Origin of the sequence: Carboxylicivirga linearis, assembly GCF_018271995.1 — a bacterium.
GTDB classification, from domain to species: Bacteria; Bacteroidota; Bacteroidia; order Bacteroidales; family Marinilabiliaceae; genus Carboxylicivirga; species Carboxylicivirga linearis.
The window spans coordinates 103,444-122,029 of record NZ_JAGUCO010000011.1; the positions used below are offsets into that span (position 1 = coordinate 103,444).

Sequence of the window (18,586 nt, forward strand, 5' to 3'; positions counted from 1 at the left end):
ACCTTTAAGCTTATGGCTTATAGCTAATAGCTTTCAGCTGATTATTAATATATTTCTATCTGCTTATTGCCAGCAGATCTCCTTTCTGATAAATCTTCATCTGCACTTCCGAGAAAGGATGAATCATCAAATTCTTGTTATTTCTCAGATTGGTTATCCTTCCTTTTTGCAAATCAATTCTGATCGTGTCCCTGTTTTCCAGATCCAGTTCTGACAGATCATTATAAGTTAAAATGGGAAAGCCGGCATTTATGGCGTTTCGCTCGTAGATGGCTCCGAATGACTTTGCCAGAATACATAAATTACCCAGCGACTTAAAGCAATCAACCGCCTGTTGACGTGAGCTTCCCGCACCAAAATTCTTTCCCGTAATAACGATGTCACCATGTTCTGATTTACTTGCATAATCTTCCCAACCTTTCAGGTTATCAAAAGTGTATTGACCCATCTGACTGATATCGGTTATAGCCAGATAACGATTATGGAAAATCATATCAGTATCGATATTGTCTTCATCAACCAGCCAAACCTTACCTTCCAGCACCATAGGTTTTTCTTCTTCTTTCTCCTCCCTTACCTTGATTTGATATTTTAATTCTGATGATGGCTTAAAAACACTGGGATCAGCTGGCAATGCTTCAGGCGTTGTTATATGACCTGCAACAGCCGAGGCCGCAGCAACAGCTGGCGATGACAGATACACTTCACCCTTTCCTTGTTTACCTTCAAAATTGCGATTACCAGTGCTGACTGTTTTTTCGCCCGGTCCGTTTTGCCCTATCTGCCCGCTGGCGCAGCCTGCACAGCCTGCATTTCCTAATAAAGCACCTGATTCTTTGAAAATCTTGATCAAACCTTCTTCCATACAGGCATTCCAAATCTCGTCGGTGGATGGCACAATCTTCAGCACAATGCCAGGAGCCACTTTTTTACCATTCAAGATTCTAGCCACTGTGCGCATGTCCTCCATTCGTCCATTGGTACAACTTCCGATAAAAACCGAGTCTATCTTGGTGCCCTGAACTTCTGTAACAGGAACCACATCATGAGGCTTACCGGGCAAAGCTATTGCCTGATAGAATTCAGATACATCTATTTTTTCAATTAGTTTGTATTCTGCATCTTCATCAGCAAAAACAGGACTTACAGGTCTACTGCATCGTTCTTTTGTATATTCAATCACCTTATCCGATGGAGAAAAGAAAATGGCAATTGCTCCCATTTCTGTTGCCATGGATGAGATAGTCACTCTCTCATCCAAAGTGAGTTGATCAGCCACTTTTCCAACCAACTCAACAGACAAACCGAGTAACGAATTAGCTCCAAAATGATGAAGCAGATTCAGAACGATATCCTTTGCTGAGATATTGGAAGGTCTTCTGCCTGTCAATTCAATTTTAGCTGATTCGGGAACCTTAAACCAAACAGCTCCCCTCGCCCATGCGGCAGCAATATCCCTATCGCCCATGCCCTGACCAAAGGCGCCGATTGCCCCCAGAATATTTGCATGCGAATCGGTTGACACAACAGTGGAACCTGGCGTGGCCATACCTTTATCAATTGCCAGGTGTGTTCCAATACCACTGTTAATGTCATAAACACCCACCCTTTCCTCGCGCGCATACTGACGACACAACTGTTGATTGGCAGCATATTTCTGATCTGAACCTGTTGGATTACAATCAAAAGTGAAAAATGTCTTTTTCGGATCAGCCAGACGCAGTCCGTTATCCTGAAGATTCTTAACCACATTTGCTCCTCCAAAATCTCGTGCCAGACGAACATCAATATCAATATCAACAATGTCTCCAGGTTTAACCGAAGTCAAGTTGGCATGATTGGCTAATATTTTTTCTATGAGAGTCATTTGAAATGGTTAATTATTAGTTGGTAATTGTAAATTCATTCACATCCTTCATTAATAATTGATAATTTATCATTAACAATTAGCTTATTTTAATCTGCTCTTAAATGGAAGAAAGGTCATAAAATCAGCATGGTGAACAACGTAAGCTTCTGTTGAACGCTTCACCATATCTCCTTCGCCTGCATGCGTAGCAATGATATGACACACCTCGGGCGGCACCTTGCATTCCTCAGCCAATGAAACACCTGAAAACGGATGACGCAGGTATTTTCCATACATACCCTGAACAGCTTTTCCGTTTTCATCCAGTTCATACTCCAACAGTTTGCCCACATCAGCCAATATTGCACCAGCTACCAACACATCCATATCAACGGGTAATTCATCTTTAAAGAATTCGTTCATCTTTAAGCCACTTTCGTAGGCGATATGAACCACGACTCTTTTATGATCCATAAAACTGACTTTTAAATCGGGTCCACATAGAAGAGTAAATGGAATATTATTCAGATCATCAGTTTTTAAAACACTACGTTCCAAAGTCAATTCCCAAGTTCGGGCCACTTGATAGCGCAACACTTCATTGTTAATCCAATTTAACTCAGGCCAAAGCTTTATCACTTCTTTAAAATTATCCATTGCATCTTTTTTAAATCATAATCGGGCAATAATGGCATCAGTCATTTGTTCGGTTGTGGCAGCTCCTTTTTCAATCACATCGGGTCGTCCTGCCATCTTAAGCATATCGTAAGTCCGCACCTTACCGTCCTCAATCACTGCTGCTACAGCTTTACGTATTTTTTGAGCCATCTCATTTTCATCGATATAATCAAGCATCATACAAGCCGATTCAATCATTGCAATCGGGTTGACAATTGAATTCTCATAACTGGCATATTTAGGAGCTGAGCCATGTGTAGGTTCAAAAACAGCCACTCCGCTTTCGCCCATCTGAGCGCTACACGCAAAGCCCAAACCACCAATCAAACCAGCAAATCCATCAGAAAGAATATCGCCAAACATATTACCAGCCACCATCACTCCGTAGGTCTCAGGATTTTTGGTTAACCACATCATCTGCGCATCAATATTGGTATTCCATAATTCAATTTCAGGATAGTCATTCTTTTGAAGTTGTTGAGCCATTTTGTACATCATGCCTGATGTTTCGCGTATTACATTAGGTTTTTCACAAACCGTGACCGATTTATAACCATATTTTCGTGCATGATTAAAAGCCGCCCGAAGAATTCGTTCTGTGGCGTGTTTGGTGAAAATCCTTGTTGATACCGATAATTCCTCTTTAGGCACATCTCCAAAATTCTTCACAAACTGTGGATGCGTCATCAAAGCATCGTATACAATTCCGTCGGGAGAACTCCATTCCACACCGCCATACAATCCTTCGGTATTCTGACGAAAAATAGGAACATCCACCATTGGTTCTTCCACCTCACCATTAGCTCCTCTTCGGATAAAATTCAGCGGATTACCTTTATAAGTCTTGCAAGGACGCAGACAAATATCCATTTTAAAATGTTGACGAAGGGCCACAATCGGACTTTTATAAACCAAACCTTTGCCCTGCAATTCAGCACTCAATTCGGCACTGGCTTCATCCTTGGGTTTAGAGGTAATGGCTCCGAACAAACCTATTTTATGTTTTTCAAGAAGTTGAATGGTTCTTTCAGGCAGAGGATTACCCTCGTTACACCAAAACTCCCAGCCAATATCGCCTTCCACATAATCAGCTTCGAAGCCAGCCGCATCTATAACTCTTATGGCCTGATCCAAAACAATACGCCCGATTCCGTCGCCTGGCATTGTAACTATTGTTCGTTTTTTCATAATATGGATTGTTAGACTTATTTTACAATCGTTGTCCTCTAGCCGGACAGGCTTTTGGCTGCGCCGATTTTCAATTCATTTTTGTCTTGACACAAAAACGAAACAAAAAAGTCAAGGCTGCCTTTAAAAAGCAATGGATTTAATATTATTCATCAGCCACTTGCCGGACCACGTCTATCACCGTTCCATCTACCCATTTAATAGCTGCCACAATTTTATCTTTGGGCGCAGGACGCTCAGGCTTACCACATATATGTTCTGCTTCCTCTTTTAGTTGATGAATGGTTTTTATCGGTAATCCTGAACCTTTAGCTTTCTCAATCAGATCGGTTTTGAGCGGATTAATGGCAATACCTCTTTCTGTTACAATCACATCGATGAGTTCACCTGGTCCGCAAAGCGTTGTTACTTCATCCACAACAACAGGAATACGATCACGGAACAATGGCAACGGAAGAATCACTGTCTTCGAAAACAAACAGTTTTGCCATCCGCCGATTCCGTGCATCAGGTAACCATCAGAATGAGTTACCACATTTGCATTGAAATTGACATCCACCTCGGTAGCACCCAGGATAACAACATCAACCATTCCTGCAAAATTTCCCTTGCCATGATAGTTATAACTGGTAAAAGGACTTGTCCATACATGATTGGGATTTTCGCGCATCGATCGGACTCCTTCTAAATCAAAAGTCTGTCCGTCGAGAATATACTCTACCAAACCTTCTTCCAAAAGATTAACCAGGTATTGATTACTTCCTCCTCGGGCAAAACGAGCTTTTATTCCCTTCCTCCGTATGATATCACCAAAGAAAATTCCGATTGACAGAGAGGTTCCTCCCGCCCCTGCCTGAAACGAGAAGCCATCATGAATAATACCTGTTACCTCACAAAATTTAGCTGTCATTTCGGCAATCAAAAGTCTATCAGGGCTTTTGGTGACCTGTGTGGTTCCTGACACAATTTTTTCAGGAATTCCCACCTTATCAACCAAAACTGTGTAATCCACATAATTTCCCTGTATCTGCCATGGAACGCAAGGAAAAGGAACCAAAGTATCGGTTACCACAATCACCTTATCGGCATATTGCGAATCGGCAAGAGCAAATCCCAGCAATCCGCTGTTTGACTCGCCACTGATACCATTGGCATTGCCAAAAGCATCAGCACAAGAGGCCGCTATCACTGCAATATCTATCTTCACATCTCCATCCTGCACCGCCTGGTAACGACCTCCGTGAGAACGTAAAACAGCTATTTTCGACATTTTACCTTCGCTGCAAAACTTGCCCAACGGTCCGTTCATACTACCTTCAATATGACTGATAGTTCCATCCTCGAGATAAGGAATCAAATGAGCATGGCAAGGAAAAGATGCCGAAGGAAACCAGCGAAGATTTTTAGCTCCCATCTGCTTTGCTACATCAAATACCCTATTGGCAACCAAATCACCATTACGAAAATGATGATGAGTAGAAATGGTCATTCCGTCTTTTAAACCAGCCTTTTGCAAGGCTTCTTTCAAATCGCTCACCTGCTTGTTTCCATCCGACGAAAAGTCAGCGCAGGAAGAAATCTTCGGAGCCATTTTATTTCCCGAAGGCTTATATCTCCCCACTCCCATAAAAGGAAATACTTTCTCACCGTTTATGGTTTCAGGCACCCAACGACCTCCTGCATTTTTTATTAATTTATCAGACATACACATTCCTCCAATCTTTTGCCAGCTGACCTGTAGAAATGGCCATATCAATAAGATTTTGCGCACGTTTTACAACGGGAGGATCAATCATCTTTGAACCCAAAGCCACTACTCCACTTCCATTCTCCAAAGCAATAAGAAAGGCGTTAACTATCTTTTTTGCTTTCTCAATTTCAGTTTCATTGGGAGCATATCCCTGATTGATATAAATAATCTGGCGTGGATGAATGCAGCCCATCCCAGTAAATCCGAGGGATTTGGATTCAGTCACATTTCTGCTTAAAGCATCCATATCCTCTATATCGGAGAAAACAGAATCGATTGCTTGCTTCCCGGCGGCTTTAGCTGCATTAACAATGGTAGAGCGGGCAAAAAACGATTCTTTGGCTTTGTTAGTACGTTGAGCTCCTATATCAGCGGTATAATCTTCCAAACCAATGGCAATAGCCACCACATTTTCTGATGCTGATGCAATCGCATATGCATTTTGCACTCCCAAAGCACTTTCAATTATCGGCATCAAATGAATCGGAAAATCTTTATCCTTTTTTACCTGCTGAATTCTTTCCTCAACATGATGGACATCTTCAGCACTTTCGCATTTAGGGATTAAAATCAGATTCACTCCTTCCCTGGCAATCCAATCCAGATCATCCAAACCTAAAGGCAGTTGATTAATACGAACCATACGTTCAGCCCCATAGAAATTAACTAACCTTAAAGCATTCCTTACTAATATTCGGGCTTCATCTTTTTTATCAGGAGCCACACTGTCTTCCAGATCCAGAATTATACCATCAGCCCCGTAAATACCTGCATTGAGCATTAACTTAGGATTATTTCCGGGCAGGTATAATCGAGAACGACGAATACGATCAGGAGATGTGGCCTTTTTATTAAATTCTTCGAGATTGGTGAGATATGTTTTATCGGTGATGATAAGCTGATGAACGACAGCCTCAATGCGGGCTGCAATCACAAAAGGAAGAGCTCCTTTATCATCAATGGTAAGAACAGCATGCTTAATGCTGAAATACTGCAAAACCACGAGGCTCAGTTTACTTATTTGATTACCGTAAAGCTTATCGACTTTGCTTTTTACATTTACAATTATCCCGCCGCTCTCTTTAAGTTCGAGATTCACAAAACAATCAGAACGAACTGCATCACCTTTATTTCCTGCATGTGCAACCATAGTGATTTTCTTTATAAATTTGCCATCTACAGGACCGATCTCTCGGTCACCAATCAACGAAACATCCTTTCCCAAATTCAGCTTCAACAAAAAAATGACCTTAAAATTCAAATGTTACTTACATTTGAATGCACTACAATATATGTTTATTTTAAAACCTTTGCAATGCTTTTTGTTTTATTTTTAACTTTATATGTCTTTTAGTTATTTTCTTAACTTTATTTCTTCTTTAATTATTTCTTCTTTAATTATTTCTCGGGATGGTTATCTTTGTTGCTAAAAGCAACACAATGAATCCGGAAATATTAGTTAAGCTTACCAAAATGAGAATGCCTTATGGCAAATATCAAGGCAGAATATTATGCGATCTGCCTGAACCATATTTGGTATGGTATCATCAAAAAGGATTTCCGGAAGGACAATTGGGAATGTTACTTCACACTTTGTATGAGATCAAACTTAATGGCTTAGAGTATTTATTAAAGCCTTTGCGCTAAACTCAACTTTTTTCTTCTCGTGATGTTTTCTTAATACTATAAAATAAGAATTCATCATGCAACATACCATTCATAGAGCAGAAGAACGAGGACATGCCAATCATGGCTGGTTAAACTCGTGGCACAGTTTTAGTTTTGCCGGATATTATAATCCTTCAAAGATACATTTTGGAGCCTTACGGGTCATCAATGACGACACTGTATCGCCAGGAATGGGTTTTGGAACACATCCTCACGAAAACATGGAGATTATTACCATTCCGTTGGAAGGAGCAATAAAACATGCCGACAGTGTAGGTAATGAAAAAGTACTTGGCGTTAATGAAGTACAGGTTATGACGGCAGGCAATGGTATTCAACATTCTGAATTTAACGCCTCACAATCTGATGTGCTAAAGTTCCTTCAGATATGGATATTCCCTGATGAGAAGAATCTGACACCAGATTATGCCCAACATCAATACTCCGATAACGATTTCAAGAACAAGTTACACACCATTGTGGGTGGTAGAAAAGTCAATGCTCCTCTTACCATACATCAGAATGCGGTTTTGAGCATGGGCAAATTTGATATTGATAAAACCATCAACTATACCCTTAGTGATACATCTAACGGTCTGTATGTTTTTATTATTGAAGGAGAAGTAATTATAGACAATATAGAACTAAAACGCCGTGATGCAATTGGCATTTGGGAGGTAGATCAGTTAGATATGAATATTAGTAAAGATACTCATGTGCTGCTTTTAGAAATACCAAGATAAAAAGAGAGGTAATGCCATGCATTACCTCTCTTTTATATTTTTTATATCAATTACTTTCCAAAAGCATAACTTAAACCAAAACCAAACAACTGTTTAAACTGTGTTTGAGGTCCCTTGTTAACCCCTTCCGAATCGATGTAATCAATATCATCATCATAAATAAGATTGAATGATGCAATGGCACTTAAGAAATCATTCACCTTAAGATTAAAAACCAGTTCCCAGTTAACATCTACATTTTGTGGCTTCTCAGTAAGATTCGAAAACAAATCTAATCGAGTTGAAACATTCACATTCTTAACCAGATTTTCCTTCTTCGCTGTTAGTTTTACCGAAGCACCATATTCCGAGCGAAGATTTTTACCTTCATCAACACCATAAGCACCCGCCAACGAAAGCGAATCGTCTAACACAATAGTCATTTTAGAAGTAACCGGTGAAATGTATAGCGAAAAATTATCATTTGGCTTGTAATCCATACCTAACGAAAGGTTTAAATATCCAGGAGACATAAATTCCGATACCTTGTTGGTATTTTCAGGTGTATCGCTAAATCCGTAATCAAACTGAGTTTTAAAATCTAGCAATGCTGAATAAAACCACTTTTTACCAGCCGAATAACCATACTTGGAAACAACATAAATTTTATCTTCCGACTTAAACGGATTGTCTCCTCCTTGTTTGGTTAAACCATATCCTAAATCAATAAGGTTATCCCAGTTAACCTTGGCTTTTTTATAATTAAAATGGGAGTTAAACAGTGCAGTACCTGCCAGTGAGTTTTCACCTCCCGCCGACCAATTAGTAAGTGATACCTGATTAAAAGTAAAAGAGGAGGTTCCTCCAATTGTCCAATAAGTTGTGTCTTTTTCTGTGTTCTGTGCCATCACCGAGACACTAATGAATGAAAGTAATCCAAACAGAATTCTCTTCATAAGATAGATAGGTTTATTAGTAATAAGTAATAGTTTGCAAAGATATACGATGCAAACTATTACCAATAATGCTTATTGTTTTTTTTAGTCTTCTTTTATAATATGAATATCTCGCTGAGGGAAAGGAATAGACACGCCTTGTGCATCAAATTCTTTCTTAACATTCTCCATCATAAAGAAATATACCCCCCAATAATCAGCTGTACTTGACCATACGCGAGTTACCAAATTAACAGAGTTATCGCCATGTTCAATCACCCCTACAAATGGTTCGGGATCCTTTAGTATCTTATCATTTTTTGCAATTACACCCAGTATCACATTACGTGCCTTGTCAATATCATCACCATAACCTATACCAAAGGTAAAATCAACACGTCGGGTGTCCTGAGCTGAAAAATTAATCATGGCACCGGTTGACAATCCTCCATTAGGAATAATAACCATTTTATTATCTGGTGTATGCAAAATAGTATTAAAAATTTGAATTTCTTTAACGGTACCCATGTAGCCTTGTGCTTCAATAAAATCGCCAACTTTAAATGGACGAAGAATCAAAAGAATAACACCGCCAGCAAAATTCTGAAGGGTTCCTGAAAGAGCCATACCCACAGCCAAACCAGCAGCACCCAGTATAGCAATAAATGAAGTCATGTTAACACCCATGTAGGTAATAACACTTATTACCAACATTATTTTAAGTGTAACACCAATAATACTTACCAGAAAAGGCACTAATGTAGGATCGACACTTCGTGCCTTCAATACTTTTTTAAAACCTCTAACTATAAATCCAATAACCCAAAGACCTACAATTAGAATCAATAAACCGATAATTAGTTTTGTACCGTAGGTAATAACTAAATCCTGGATCTTTTCCGTCTCGATTGTATACCCAAAAATTTCCATACTTTTGAAAGTTAAGTTTGTATTAGCAATTAAAATAAACTACAAAAATGGTTGATTGTTCTAAATAGATCAAGTACTAACATTAATTTAATAGAAATTAATTCAGAATAATTACCTTCGCAGCCCAAAATTCAACATATGAAGCTTAACAAAACATCATTGCTTGATACAGTGCTGGAAGACAAGGATATTGAGGCGCTTATTTTTGATATGGATGGCACATTGGTTGACACTTTACCCGTTCATTACGCTGCTTGGTTAAAAGCATGTAATAATGAGGTTAATTTTTCAATGGAATATTTTATCAAATTAACCGGAAGACCCGCTTTAGAACTTAGCAAAGATATTATTCGTGACTTTAATGTAGCGATGGATCCCAAGGAGTTATTAGAGAAAAAAGAAGCTTTAGTGAAGGGACAATTTAATAAGATGAAAGTTTTTCCGGGTATATCAGAGGTACTAAATCATTTTCATAGTAAAATACCAATGACCGTTGGAACAGGAGCTACTAAAGAGATGGCTAATAACATACTGGAATTAACTCAACTAAATCAGTATTTTGACTATATTGTAACTTCAGATGATGTTCAAAACTATAAGCCACATCCTGAAACCTTTTTAAAGTCGGCCAATTATTTAGGCATTGATCCTTCAAAATGTCTGGTTTTTGAAGATGGACAGTTAGGAATAGAGGCAGCCCAGAAGGCAGGCATGAAGGTTGTTGATGTAAAACCATTTTATTCACAATCGTAAATAGGTTGTTAATGGATCCAATAGTATTATTCGATTATATCGGAACCATGGTATTTGCAATTAGTGGCACCTTAACAGCTGCTCAAAAACGCCTTGACTTATTTGGTGCCATGTTTATTGGTTTTGTAACAGCTATTGGCGGAGGTACTGTTAGGGATGTAATGCTTGGCAACATGCCTGTAACATGGATTAAAACTTACGATTATTTTTTAATTATCCTTTTAGGTATAGTTCTTACTGTTGTCTTTAAAAAGATTGTTATCAAACTAAAAAACACACTGTTTCTGTTTGATACTATTGGAATAGGTGTTTTTACAGTGTTAGGAATGGAAAAAACACTGGAGCTAGGTATTTCGCAACCTATTGCTGTAATTATGGGATTAATTTCGGCTGTGGTAGGTGGTATTATAAGGGATACTTTATGTAACGAACTACCTTTAATTTTCCATCGAGAGATTTATGCAACGGCTTGTATAGCCGGATCTATAGTATACTTGATTTTACGCAATATTGGATTTCCACCTTTGGCTTACACCTGGATTACAGTAGGTACGATAATTACCATTCGATTAATAGCAGTGAAATATAGTTTAGCCATACCATTGCTCACTATTACTGAAGATCAGTCTTCTTCAAACCCTAAATAATCAGCAATTTCTCTGTATTCTGAGGCTTTATCATCTTCACCTATTCTATAGCATGCCTCACTCAAATAATAGTAAGCTTCTGCACTTTTCTTTTTAATATTAATACACTGGATAAAATCGTTATATGCACCTTCAAATCTTTTCAACAGTAAACGATTACATCCTCTATTAAAAAGAACCTGGTAAGATCGTCTTTTTAAAGAATGAGCTTTGCAATAATCCTGTTCAGCCCCATCAAGGTCGCCAATTTCACTTCTTAGTTGCCCCCTCCGAATCAAAGCATCGAAATACGTAGGATTCAGTTTCAGAGCTTTATCCAAGTTTGCCAATGCAGCCGTACGATCTTTATATTTAGCTATACATTCATTGGACAACAAGTAATACTCATAAGCAAAATCCTCAACACTCTCCTGCCTTTTAGTTATCTCCTCCTGAAGATCGTTAATTCGCGATTTGAGCTGATTAATTTTTGATAGTTTAATCCCAATTAATCGTTGCACCGACTCAACAGATAAAGCCTCCTGCTTTTCGTTAGCCAAAGCAAAGCGTTGAACAGCCTCTGAGAACTGATCTTTATTGAACATTTGCATGGCATCCACAAAAAGGTCTCTGGCCTCTGCTCTATTCATTTCTTTTTCGATCAACACCTTATCATTGGCTGTTTTTGAAAACCTGATAACCTCAGGCTTAACAATAACATCGCGTTCACTAACTCTGGTTTTCAAAACTATTCCATCCAATGAACGACAACGACTGAGCGCCACATAAAGTTGACCTCCGGCAAAAGCCCCACCTGAAAAATCGAGCATCACCTTATCAAAAGTTAACCCTTGACTTTTATGCACTGTAATTGCCCATGCCAGCTTTAACGGATATTGTGTAAAAGAGCCTAACTCCTCCTCGATGATACGATTATTTTCTTCGTCGTATTTATAACGGATATTGCGCCAAACTTCTTTTTCTACGTAATACATTTCATCATTCTCCAACCGAACATGAATTCCTTCCTCATCCATCTCCTCTATTCGTCCCAGGCTGCCGTTATACCAACGTTTCTCCATGTCGTTTTTCACAAACATCACCTGCGCATTCTCTTTCAGCACCAGGTTCCTTAAGGTTGGCAATGCCGATTCCGGAAATTCACCTGAGATTTTTCCAACAAACTCTTTCTGCTTCCCCTCCAATTCTTCCAGCTTCGAGTCATTGATATAATCCACCGTATCGCGTCTGGTAGCTAGTGTAATAAAAAACTCATCAACAGGAGTTGAAAAACCTGCAATGCATCTGGCATTAATGGCTTCAATATCTTTGCGACCTGCTTGTTTTAAACGAACTCTATCCAATAAATTAACAAAGCTATCATCTTTTTGACGGTAAACCTTTTTCAACTCAATCTGCACCAAAGGAATCTTCTGAAATACACGAGCTGAAAAAAAATAAGGTGTTTGATAAAACCGACGAAGAATCTGCCACTCATCTCTCTTCACAACGGGTTCCAGCTGAAAAGCATCACCTACCATCAGCAATTGCTTTCCTCCAAAAGGCAGGTTCATATTTTTGGTAAACACACGCAATACCCTGTCAATAAAATCAAGAATATCCCCCCTAACCATCGACACCTCATCAATAATAAGCAAGTCCAGTTCTTCAATTAATTGCTTGTGTGCTTTTCGGTACTTTAAAAAATCGAATATGCGCCCTTTGGTAGTTGACAGATCCGGATCATCGGGCAAAATTGGTCGAAATGGAACTTTAAAGAAAGAATGTATGGTTACACCTCCTGCATTGATGGCTGCAATACCTGTTGGAGCTACCACCACAAATTTCTTATGTGTATGCTGACAGATGTAACGTAAAAAAGTTGACTTACCCGTGCCTGCCTTACCAGTAAGATACACCGAAGAATTGGTATATTGAATCAGTTTAAATGCATCCTGAAACTCTTCATTATCTGTATCAATCACTTCGGGTAAGAGATTCATCTTTTACTCCTTTTCTTCCACTGATTCACTGGCTAATTTCTCCGTACCGTAGCGTTTTATAACATTATACGCTTTGTAAATACCCAACTCTCCTGCCTTACTTAAATCACCAGTTCCTTCCTCTTCCTTCTCAAGATAGATAAGCGTTAAGCCTCTGTTGAAATAAGCCTCCGAGAAATCAGGATTCAACTCAATAGCCTTTGAAAAATCCTCCACTCCCTGAAGAAAATCTCGTCTTAAACAATGTAATATACCCCGGTTAAAGTAGGCAAATTCAAAGTTAGGCGATAATTCAATGACACGATTAAGATCAGCCATCACCAAATCATAATCCACCACATATTCCACCTCTTTATCCTTAGCTGAAAGATTTGGATCAGCACTATTATTTTTTACTTGTAACGATCCTTGCAACTTCAGATCTGACACTTGCTCTTTTTCTTCCTCCATGGCTCTGATTTCTTCCACCATCTTATACCTAATATAGGCACGGTTAAACAAGGCCAGTACATTATCGGGCTGTTCATCCAATAATTTACTGTAGTGCGAAATAGAATTGGTATAATTGGCTACTGCACCATATAGAACTCCTCTTACAAGTAATAATTCCGTATCCGCATCCGACTCATTTAACTCATCGGCCACTTCGTTTATTGAGGTAAATATTTGTATGGTACGACTACCTTGTGCTTCTATTTCACGATTGGTAATTTTTAACTCATCGGAATAAAGCTTCTTATTATTAAGTGCTGCCACTTCTTTTTCGTAATACTTTGGACGATTAATAATTGTATCTGCAGAAAAGTATGATAGTCCAAATACCGGCTCTAAATCAATGAAAATATTCCGGTTCTGCACTTTCCCTCTAATGCTTGCAAATTCCTGTTCATCAGTTTCCTCTTCGTTGAAATCATCCAGAACGGCAATTTTATTGGCATTCCTAATATCCTTATCCGACTTTTTACGTGTAGCTTTGGTTCGCTTACCTTCGCTTTCTTTTTCTTCTGCGGTATCTCCCGTAGCTTGAGCTAAGGTTGATTTATCCCTGCGTTCCATCTCAATTTTGGTAGCTGTCATATAATCAAGTCTGGCACCTTCCTCATCATTCAGATTTTGTTTAGCAATTGATCTTGTCTGATAACCAGCTCCAAAATTCGGATATTGTTCTACAATAATATTAAGGTCGTTAAGTGCCTGACGATACTGACCGAGCTGAACCATTATCTGGGCACGCTGATACAGTACCAGGTAATCATCGGGATTAATGGCCAAAACTCTTGAGAAATCTTCAATAGCCCGGTTTAAGTCTCCTACCTGAGCACGCAGAATACCCCTGTTATTGTAGGCCATCGCATTTTGTGGTTCCAGCTCTATTACTTTCTCAAAATCGCTCATTGTACCACGTAAATCATCCAGCTGATAACGAATACTTCCTCTGATCATATAATATTGAGCTACATCACTCTTTAATCCTATTACCTTGTTAAAATCGGTCAAAGCATCCTCATATTTGCCCATTTCATAGTACAAATAACCTCTGGATGCAAACCCATCAGCCATATATGGATTCCGTTCAATAACAGTAGTAAAATCTTCAAGCGCTCCAACACTATCTTTAGCATGTATTTTCGCCATTCCTCGTGTCAGATATGCACTTAACATCGTAGGATTCTTATCCAACACTTTGTTGTAGTCTTCAATGGCTGAATCATACTCTTCTAAAGCCGATTTACTTTGACCACGATTAATTAACAGGTTGACATTGCTTGGTTCCACCTTTAAACCTTGCGTGTAATCATCAATGGCCTGTTCATGGTCCTTCCTTTTGGTTTTTATAATTCCTCTGACATTGTAGGCATCGACCAAAAACGGATTTTTTGATAAAGCGGTGTTCAAATCTACTTCTGCACCATTATAATCCTCCAGATAATATTTAGCTAATCCTCTGAAAAAATATGGCTCAGACAAATACGGTTTCACCCTGATTACTTTATTAAAGTACTGGATGGCTAACACATAGTCCTCGAAGTACAAGGCATTCTTGCCTATTGAAAGCATTCTATCGGTATTGATCTGGGCATTAGCTTTAGGACTGCCAATACTCAATACCACAATTAATAAGAGTATATATCGTTGAATCATTTATTGGTCCGCTCTGTTCAAAAAAATAGTGTTGACAAATATAATTAATTATCAACTGGCAACTCCTTAATTTAGATTAAAGTTAAAAAGCCATCTTCTCACCAACAAAAACCATTCCTATTATAGTGTAAAGGGTACTTTTAATTCCGATTGATTATTTTTTTGATCCTTAACAGTCACATGCAATTCGTGCTTACCACTCTTGATTGGTATATTCTTAAAGAAACCTGTTAACCGACTATTCTTTGCATCGTACTCAAACAATGCCCATTCTCCATCAATCAAACATTCATAATCTTTAATACCACTAAAGTTATCTGATATTAATACTTCAATTGATGATCGTCCACTATAATTATTACCGGCAGGTGCCTTACGCAATCTAATACGCGGAGGAATTGTATCAACAGCCAATGCCATTCGTCCGAAATTACGAGTAGAGGTTTGAATATATCCATCTTTATAATGCCCTCCCCTTGAATATATTTTATTGGTGGCTGTTACTCCTGCAACACAAAGTTTGTCTTTTAAATGCTTTATTGAATCGCTAACCGGAATACCTATTGTCATATATTTATGAACAGGAATATGACTATCACCAATAGTATAAATAGATGATAATAAACCATCAATCAACGTATCGTTCCTATGCATCAGTAATTCTGCATTCTCATACAAAGCATTTTTGGGAATTTCAAGCTTCATACCTAAAGAATCGATGGAATACGACTGATTATACTTCAATACTTTCATATCATTAACGTGCTCAGTAAAATGAGTTGGATCGTCTCCTAATATGGTAAAGTTTAACTCCGATGTATTTCCTGTTACATCCTTAATTACATACTTCATATTGTAGATTTGCCCGGGCCTGGCCTCAATAGTATAAGCATTGGCTTTTTGATTAATGCTTATTCTGTTATTTGGCAATACAAAACTACGTTGAATACGTTTTCCTGTACTTATCTTTTCTGCATAATCAATTTGAGCATTCAAATATCGTGTTTCGGCAAAACTAAATTGATTGATCAGTGAATGAAAGACTAAGGTATCGTTTGCATATAACTTAATAGATGAAACACCACATTTGCGCCAACTATCTGATAAATAATCAAGCACCTGAACTCCAACACCAATCTTTCCATAGGCTTTTATCTGTTTCCACCCTTTGGGATGAAATTTTCCTTCGTAATGAACGGTTGGTGAATAATAGTCATCAGGCTTGCCTTTTACAGACGATTCTGAAGAAAGTGTATATACTTTTAGTCCTTGAATCTGAGGCTTTACATCATCTTCTACATCATTCCTGAAAAGCATAGGATCCATTGGACGTTGAGTAGCCTTATCTCTAATTTCGTAATGCAAATGCGGGCCACCCGAACTTCCACTATTTCCACTATAACCAACTACTTCACCTCTCTCAACTGGTAACTCTCCGGGTTTAAAGAATAACTCTATTGCAAATGATTTTTCAGCATACTGCCTAGCTCTTACAATTGAATCAATCTTATCACTATAACGTTCCATATGAGCATAAACGGTTGTATGTCCTGTTGGGTGATCGATATACAACGCTTTACCATATCCGGCAGAAGATACTTTTATACGCGAGACGCTCCCTTTATCACTGGAATAAACCCTGTAGCCTGTTTTTCCGTTGGTAGTTAAATCCAGTCCTGAATGAAAATGATTTGATCGTAATTCCCCAAAACTACCGCTTACCACTGGTTTTATTTTAAGAGGTAAAACGTAATCGGGTCTTGAGTCATTCTGTGCAATAATACCCCAACTTAAACCACAAGCTAATAAAGTAAAAACTAATCTTCTTCGCATCTCTCTCTTTTTCGAATTTGGCAAAAATAAACCTTGACGTATTAAATAACAACTAATGAATGCTAATGATATTGCATAAATCAAGCAACCTTCTTCTTAATTTTTCATCATAAAGGTTAAACAATATTAAGCAACAATATTTGGCACAATTTTCTCATATAACTCATTAACAACAAACAGCAGATCAATTATCAAGAATTAATCTGTTTTTATATTTGAAAAATCTAGTGCTAATCAATAAAACGTTGAGGACATGAAAAAGTTAGGATTTGGATTATTAGTAATATTAATGGGCATATTTACCCAAAGCTGTGATGATTCTGATGGATACTCATTGGATGACATGTGGATTACCATTGGTAATATTGAAGGTGATGCTGAGAGTTATGTTATTGTAACAGATGGTGGAACACGACTTTTCCCTTCTGCAACAGCAGTTCCTGATTACGGATTTGAAGATGGCGATCGAATGTTTATCAACTTTACCATTTTGTCTGATGGAACAGAAGAATCAGGAATAAACCACTATATTAAACTAAATGGTTACAGAGAAATTCTAACCAAAGGGTTAATTGAATTGAATAAAGAAAATGCTGACTCTATAGGAAACGACCCTATCTGGTTTTCGGATGCAGAAGAGGACATATGGATTTCGAACAACTATTTAAATGTCGATTTTATATACGAAGGAGCTCCCTGGATTACTCATTACATTAATTTAGTTAGTGATATAGACAATCCTACTAATGAGGATGGCATTCCGGTTTTTGAAATCAGACACAATGCGAACGACGACCCTTATACAGAGCCTCCTTTACGTGCTTTTGTTTCGTTTGACTTAACAGAATTACAGGAACCGGGACAATCGGAAATCACATTTATTATAAAATCAACAGGTAGAAGCGAAAGTGAGAACTTTGAAAAACAATTCACCTACACTTTTCTTGAAAAAGAACCACAAGCATTGCAAAAAATGAATATGGAAAACATTAGTGATAGTGTTGAATAAGTCACATTTGATCTATAAATATATCCACAAAATGCCGGCACAAGAATTTGTCCGGCATTTTGTTTTATCAAACATTAAGATAAACTGGCTGAATTTTAAACCATTGAAAATCCAGCTTGATTTTTTTGCATTTTTTAAGATTTAGAATTTTGCATCAAAACATCATTTTATCTATATTTGCACCGCATTTGAGCCAAGGGGTTCAGCAAAAATGCTAACAAAATGGTTTCGTAGCTTAATTGGATAGAGCACCTGGTTACGGCCCAGGAGGTTGCAGGTTCGAGTCCTGCCGAGATCACAAAAGGTTGTCAATTTTGACAACCTTTTTTTGTATAAAACACCGCAAATAATCTCAATTCCTCAATAATCCTATATTACTTTCTTGGCAATTTATGCCACAAATTAAGCATCACCTGCCAAAGTGTAATTAAAGCAAATATTACGCACCCCCTTTCATATAGGTATTTTCACTAGCATAAAGGTTAATTTAATGTGAGTTT

General features: G+C 38.1%; 15 protein-coding genes and 1 tRNA gene. 6 read left to right on the top strand and 10 right to left on the bottom strand.

Annotated features, from left to right (window positions below; genetic code table 11):
• Nucleotides 1–55: 55 nt before the first annotated feature.
• The 5 genes from KEM10_RS14415 to KEM10_RS14435 all read right to left on the bottom strand — a co-directional run bounded on the left by KEM10_RS14415 (nucleotide 56) and on the right by KEM10_RS14435 (nucleotide 6,705).
• Nucleotides 56–1,867 (bottom strand): aconitase/3-isopropylmalate dehydratase large subunit family protein, encoded by a 1,812-nt coding sequence (locus tag KEM10_RS14415; protein ID WP_212216729.1) that lies wholly within the window; start codon nucleotides 1,865–1,867, stop codon nucleotides 56–58.
• Between the two features lie 84 nt (nucleotides 1,868–1,951).
• A complete protein-coding gene (locus KEM10_RS14420) occupies nucleotides 1,952–2,506 on the bottom strand; it encodes an HDIG domain-containing metalloprotein (protein ID WP_212216730.1) in 555 nt (184 codons plus the stop codon).
• Between the two features lie 15 nt (nucleotides 2,507–2,521).
• Nucleotides 2,522–3,715: an isocitrate/isopropylmalate dehydrogenase family protein gene (locus tag KEM10_RS14425; RefSeq protein ID WP_212216731.1), complete on the bottom strand. Its 1,194-nt coding sequence runs from the start codon at nucleotides 3,713–3,715 to the stop codon at nucleotides 2,522–2,524.
• A gap of 145 nt (nucleotides 3,716–3,860) precedes the next feature.
• Nucleotides 3,861–5,486 carry a citrate lyase subunit alpha gene (gene citF, locus KEM10_RS14430; protein WP_212216732.1) on the bottom strand — a complete coding sequence of 542 codons (1,626 nt, stop codon included), beginning with the start codon at nucleotides 5,484–5,486 and terminating at the stop codon, nucleotides 3,861–3,863.
• Entirely contained in the window at nucleotides 5,413–6,705 is a 1,293-nt protein-coding gene (locus tag KEM10_RS14435) for an aldolase/citrate lyase family protein (RefSeq protein ID WP_212216733.1), read from the bottom strand. The genes citF and KEM10_RS14435 overlap by 74 nt, the downstream gene beginning before the upstream one ends.
• Before the next feature lie 200 nt (nucleotides 6,706–6,905).
• On the opposite strand from KEM10_RS14435, the gene KEM10_RS14440 reads away from it, so the two are divergent.
• Nucleotides 6,906–7,112, top strand: coding sequence for a DUF3820 family protein (locus tag KEM10_RS14440; protein ID WP_212216734.1), 207 nt, complete (start codon nucleotides 6,906–6,908; stop codon nucleotides 7,110–7,112).
• A 56-nt stretch (nucleotides 7,113–7,168) separates the two neighbouring features.
• The gene (locus tag KEM10_RS14445; RefSeq protein WP_212216735.1) at nucleotides 7,169–7,876 is read left to right on the top strand and encodes a pirin family protein; all 708 of its coding nucleotides are present in this window, start codon (nucleotides 7,169–7,171) and stop codon (nucleotides 7,874–7,876) included.
• A gap of 50 nt (nucleotides 7,877–7,926) precedes the next feature.
• Here the strand turns inward: KEM10_RS14445 and KEM10_RS14450 are convergent, their stop codons facing one another.
• Together KEM10_RS14450 and KEM10_RS14455 are read right to left on the bottom strand one after the other, a co-directional pair.
• The gene (locus tag KEM10_RS14450; protein WP_212216736.1) at nucleotides 7,927–8,811 is read right to left on the bottom strand and encodes a DUF3078 domain-containing protein; all 885 of its coding nucleotides are present in this window, start codon (nucleotides 8,809–8,811) and stop codon (nucleotides 7,927–7,929) included.
• A gap of 84 nt (nucleotides 8,812–8,895) precedes the next feature.
• Nucleotides 8,896–9,720: a mechanosensitive ion channel family protein gene (locus KEM10_RS14455; protein WP_212216737.1), complete on the bottom strand. Its 825-nt coding sequence runs from the start codon at nucleotides 9,718–9,720 to the stop codon at nucleotides 8,896–8,898.
• A gap of 138 nt (nucleotides 9,721–9,858) precedes the next feature.
• Here KEM10_RS14455 and KEM10_RS14460 point away from each other — a divergent pair, with 138 nt between their 5' ends.
• Entirely contained in the window at nucleotides 9,859–10,473 is a 615-nt protein-coding gene (locus KEM10_RS14460; protein ID WP_212216738.1) for an HAD family hydrolase, read from the top strand.
• Between the two features lie 11 nt (nucleotides 10,474–10,484).
• Complete coding sequence (locus tag KEM10_RS14465) at nucleotides 10,485–11,120, top strand: trimeric intracellular cation channel family protein (RefSeq protein ID WP_212216739.1); 636 nt, start codon at nucleotides 10,485–10,487, stop codon at nucleotides 11,118–11,120.
• Here the strand turns inward: KEM10_RS14465 and KEM10_RS14470 are convergent.
• From KEM10_RS14470 to KEM10_RS14480, 3 genes are all read right to left on the bottom strand, one after another.
• Nucleotides 11,096–13,102: an AAA family ATPase gene (locus KEM10_RS14470; protein WP_212216740.1), complete on the bottom strand. Its 2,007-nt coding sequence runs from the start codon at nucleotides 13,100–13,102 to the stop codon at nucleotides 11,096–11,098. The two genes, KEM10_RS14465 and KEM10_RS14470, sit on opposite strands and share 25 nt — an antisense overlap.
• Before the next feature lie 3 nt (nucleotides 13,103–13,105).
• Entirely contained in the window at nucleotides 13,106–15,244 is a 2,139-nt protein-coding gene (locus KEM10_RS14475; protein WP_212216741.1) for a tetratricopeptide repeat protein, read from the bottom strand.
• Between the two features lie 120 nt (nucleotides 15,245–15,364).
• A complete protein-coding gene (locus tag KEM10_RS14480) occupies nucleotides 15,365–17,077 on the bottom strand; it encodes a M23 family metallopeptidase (RefSeq protein WP_212216742.1) in 1,713 nt (570 codons plus the stop codon).
• A gap of 253 nt (nucleotides 17,078–17,330) precedes the next feature.
• Between KEM10_RS14480 and KEM10_RS14485 the strand changes: the two genes are divergently transcribed.
• Entirely contained in the window at nucleotides 17,331–18,086 is a 756-nt protein-coding gene (locus KEM10_RS14485; protein WP_212216743.1) for a NigD1/NigD2 family lipoprotein, read from the top strand.
• 224 nt (nucleotides 18,087–18,310) lie between these two features.
• Nucleotides 18,311–18,384, top strand: a tRNA-Arg gene (locus KEM10_RS14490).
• The last annotated feature ends 202 nt before the right edge of the window (nucleotides 18,385–18,586 follow it).